1 protein-coding gene is annotated in these 4735 nt (G+C 73.2%); it reads right to left on the reverse strand.

Features of this window, described 5'->3' with window-relative positions; translation table 11 throughout:
* Positions 1-4704: SDR family NAD(P)-dependent oxidoreductase (locus tag CCN35_RS14740; protein WP_342748617.1), on the reverse strand; the 4704-nt coding region annotated here is incomplete at its 3' end.
* Positions 4705-4735: the final 31 nt, after the last annotated feature.

Raw genomic sequence — 4735 nt, forward strand, 5'->3', positions numbered from 1 at the left:
CCGATACTCAAACTGCGACCGACCCCACACCGCCGTCGCCGCCACATCCACCAACGACACCCCATCACCACAACCAGCCAGCCACTCCGCCCACCGACCAGCCTGCGCACGCAACGCCCCCACATCCCGACCAGAGACGACCAGAGGTATGGGGCCTTGCGGTGCTTCCCCGGACGCCTTGGCGTCCTCCCGCACCGGCGGCTCCTCCAGCACCACATGCGCATTGGTGCCCGACAGCCCGAACGAGGACACCCCCGCCCGACGCACCCGGCCCGCCTCACGCGGCCAGGGCTCGAGTTCGTCGACGACCCTGACCGGCAGGTCGTCCCAGGCGATGTTCGGATTCCGCGGTGAGCTGTGGAGCGTGGCGGGGAGTGCGTTCTTCCTGAAGGAGGCCAGCACCTTGCAGACGCCTGCGACGCCGGCCGCCGACTCCAGGTGTCCGATGACACTCTTCGCCGTGCCGAGTGCGAGTTCCCGTCCGGGCTCGCGCCCTTCCCCGTACACGGCGGCCAGGGCCTGTACCTCGATCGGGTCGCCCAGCTTGGTGCCGGTGCCGTGGCACTCGACGTAGTCGATGTCGGTGGGTGCCAGTCCGGCCGAGTCGAGCGCGGCGCGGATGACCTTCTGCTGGGAGGAGCCGTTGGGTGCGGTGATGCCGTTGCTGGCGCCGTCGTGGTTGACGGCGGTGGCGCGGATGACGCCGAGGACGGTGCGGTTCTGTGCCAGGGCGTCGGACAGGCGCATCACGGCGAGCACGCCGACGCCCTCGCCCCGGCCGTAGCCGTCCGCGTCGGCGGAGAACGTCTTGCTGCGGCCGTCCGGCGCGAGTGCGCGCGAGCGGCTGAGCGCGACGAACGAGGCGGGGTCCGCGAGGACCTGCACACCGCCGGCGAGTGCCAGTTCGCACTCGCCGTTGCGCAGTGCCTCGCAGGCCAGGTGCAGGGCGACCAGCGAGGACGAGCAGGCGGTGTCGACGGAGAGCGCGGGGCCCTGAAGTCCCAGGTGGTAGGACAGGCGGCCGGCGTTGAAGCTGGGCAGGCTGCCGGTCAGTGTGTAGGTGTCCGCCGGGCCGCCCTGCCGGTGGCTGCTGTACTCGCCGACGCCCGCTCCCACGAACACCCCGGTGCGGGAGTCGTGCAGGTCGCGCGGCCGGATGCCGGCGTTCTCCAGGGCGTTCCAGGCCGCCTCCAGGAGCAGCCGGTGCTGCGGGTCCATCGGTTCGGCCTCGCGCGGCGAGATCCCGAAGAAGGCCGCGTCGAAGCCGGCCACGTCGCGGAGGAAGGAGGCGTGGCGGGTGTAGGTCTTGCCCTCGGCGTCCGGGTCGGCGTCGTAGTGGGCGTCGATGTCGAACCGGTCGGCGGGGACCGTGGTGACCGTGTCGCGGCCTTCGGCGAGGACGTCCCAGAGGCTGTCCAGGTCGTGGGCGTCGCCGGGCATGCGCAGGCCGACGCCGACCACGGCGAGGGGTTCGTCGGTGCCGCGGCGTGCGGTGGACGCGGTGGGCGCGGGGTCCGGCCCGGCCGGTGCGGGGGCCAGCTCGCCGAGCAGCCAGCGGGTGGCTGCGGCCAGGTTGGGGTGGTCGAAGACGAGGGTCTTGGGCGTGGTGACCCCGGTGCGTCGCTGGATGCGGACGCTGAGGTCGACGGCCATCATCGAGTCGAATCCGAGGTCCTTGAAGCCGCGTTCCGGGTCGAGGGTTCCGGGGTCCTTGACTCCGAGCACCGCGGCGGTCTCGGCCGCCAGCAGGCGGCGCACGTGGTCCTCGCGGGCGTCCTCGGGGAGTTCGAGCAGGGTGGTGTGCAGGGATGTGTCCGGTTCGGCGGCCGTGGTGCGGGCCTCGGGGATCTCCCGCAGGAAGGGGCGGTTTCGGCCCTCGGTGTAGGAGGGGGCCGCGTCGGTCCAGTCGATGTCGGCGACCACCGTGGTGCGGCCGTGGGCGAGCACGGTGTCGAGGGCGTCCAGGGCCTGTTCGGCGGGCATGGGGGCGAGGCCGATGCGGCGCAGCTGGTTCTCGGCTGCCCCGTGGGTCATGCCTCCGTCGGCCCACGGTCCCCAGGCGATGGAGACGGCGGGCAGGCCCTCGGCCCTGCGCCGTGCGGCCAGGGCGTCCAGGGCCGCGTTCGCCGCGGCGTAGTTGGCCTGGCCGACGTTGCCGAGGACGCCGATGGCCGACGAGTACAGCACGAACGCGTCAAGGTCGCGGTCGCGGGTGAGTTCGTGCAGGTGGATGGCCGCGGCGAGCTTGGGTGCGACGGCGGTGGCCAGGGCCTCGGCGTCCATGCGGCCGAGCAGGCGGTCGTCGAGGACGCCGGCGGTGTGGAACACGGAGCGCAGCGGGGTCTCGTCGCGGTCGAGCGAGGCGAGGAGTTCCGCCAGTTGCCGGCGGTCGGTCACGTCGCAGGCGGCGAGGGTGACGCGGGTACCGGCGGTTTCGAGTTCGGCGGCCAGTTCGGCGGCGCCGTCGGCGGCGGGGCCGCGCCGGGAGGCGAGCACCAGGTGTTCGGCGCCGCGTGCGGCGAGGCGGCGGGCGAGGTGTGCGGCGAGGGCGCCGCTGCCCCCGGTGATCAGTACGGTGCCGCGGGGTGTCCAGGGTCCGGCCGCGGGGGTGACCTCGGCCCGGCGGAGCCGGCGGACGAGGCGTCCTGTGGGGCGCACCGCCACGTGTTCCTCGGCGTCGGGGGTGCCGTGGGCGGCGAGGGTGGCCAGGAGCTGGCGGACGACTGCGGTGTCGAGGGGGTCGGGGGTGCCGTCGGAGCCGGTCTGCGGGCCGTCGGGGGCGGCGGGCAGGTCGACGAGTCCGCCCCAGCGGTCGGCGTGCTCGAGGGCGACGGCGTGTCCGAGGCCCCAGACGAGGGCCTGGGCGGGGGCGGGGGCGGCGTCCGTCGTGCGGGCGGCGACGGCGCCCTGGGTGATGAACCACAGCGGGGCCCGTACCTTCGCGTCCGACAGGGCCTGCACCAGGGCCAGGCTCTGGACGGCGCCGGTGCTCACGGCGGGGTGGTCGGGGTGCGGGGCGGTGTCCAGGGCGGTGAGGGAGAGCACTCCGCCGAGGGCCTCGTCGCCGAGTGCCGCGGTGAGGTCGCCGATCAGGGCGGCGCTGGTGGCGCGGTCGTCGGGGGACAGGATGTGCACGGATGCGCCGGCGCCGGTCAGTTCCCCGGCGAGCCGCTCGGTGAGTTCTCCGGCCGCGGCGGGTGCGACGAGCAGCCAGTGGCCGTGCAGGGCCGGTGCGGTGCGGGGTGGGGCGGACGGTTCCCAGGTCTCCTCGTAGCACCAGTCGGGGATGTCCCCGGCCCGGTCCTGCCGTGCGCGCCATTGGGCGAGGTGGGGCAGGAGTGCGGCGACGGCCGTGTCGTCGGCGGTGCCGAGGAGTTCGGCGACGCGTCCGGTCTCGCCGTTCGCGACGGCCTCCCACAGGGCGTCCTCGGCCTGCGAGCGTTCACGGGTCCCGGTGTGCTTCCGTGCCGGTTCGATCCAGTAGTGCTGCCGTTGGAAGGCGTAGGTGGGCAGGTCGGTGGGGGTGCCGTGGGGCAGGATGTGCTCCCAGGCCAGGTCCTGCCCGGCCGCATGCAGCGCTCCGACCGCCCGCATCACCGCCCGGACCTCGTCCACCGGCTCACCCGGGGACCGGCGGGTGTGCTGGGAGGCCACGAACACCGCCTCCCGCTCCACACACCCGGCCCCCAACGCCGACAACACCCCCGACGGACCGCACTCCAGATAACAGCCGACCCCCTCCCGCTCCAGCGTGCGCACCGCATCCAGAAAACGCACCGCATCACGCACCTGCCGACCCCAATACCCCGGATCGGCCAGCTGCCCGGCCGTCACCGGCTCACCGGTCACCGTCGACACCAGCATCACCTGCGGAGCACGGAAGGTGCACCCGGCAGCCACCCGCTCATACCGGGCCAGCATCGCATCCATGTGCGGCGAATGAAACGCATGCGACACCTCCAGCCGCCGCACCCGCCGCCCCACCCGGGCAAAACGGCCGGCCACCGCCCGCACCGCCTCCGCATCCCCACTGACCACCGTCTGCACCGGACCGTTCACCCCGGCCACCGACACCCGCCCCCCAACGGCTGCCAGAACCTCGGCAACCTCCTGCTGCGAGGCCTGCACCGACACCATCGCCCCGCCCGGCTCACACGCCTGCATCAACCGGCCACGCGCCGCCACCAGCCGCGCCGCATCCCCCAGATCCAGCACCCCCGCCACATGCGCAGCCGCCAGCTCACCGACCGAATGCCCCGCCACCGCATCCGGACGCAAACCCCACGACTGCCACAACCGGAACAACGCCACCTCCAGCGCGAACAACGCCGGCTGGGTGAACTCCGTCTGATGCACCAACCCCGCATCCACACCCCCCTCATCCGCAAACACCACCGCCGCCAACGGCAGCCGCAGATGCGGATCCAACGCCGCACACACCTCATCGAACGCCTGCCGGAACACCGGAAACGCCGCATACAACCGCCGCCCCATCCCGACACGCTGACTGCCCTGCCCGGCAAACAACACCGCCAGACCACCACCACCGGCCCGGCCCTCCACCACATCCGCATGCGCCCGCCCCCCAGCCAACGCACGCAACCCCTCAACCGCCTCCACAGTCGAGGCAGCCGTCACACACCCCCGATACTCAAACTGCACCCGACACCGCACCCCCGTCCACGCCACATCAACCAACGACACCCCATCACCACGACCAGCCAGCCACTCCGCC

This window comes from Streptomyces thermovulgaris, assembly GCF_002155915.1.
GTDB classification, from domain to species: domain Bacteria; phylum Actinomycetota; class Actinomycetes; order Streptomycetales; family Streptomycetaceae; genus Streptomyces; species Streptomyces thermovulgaris.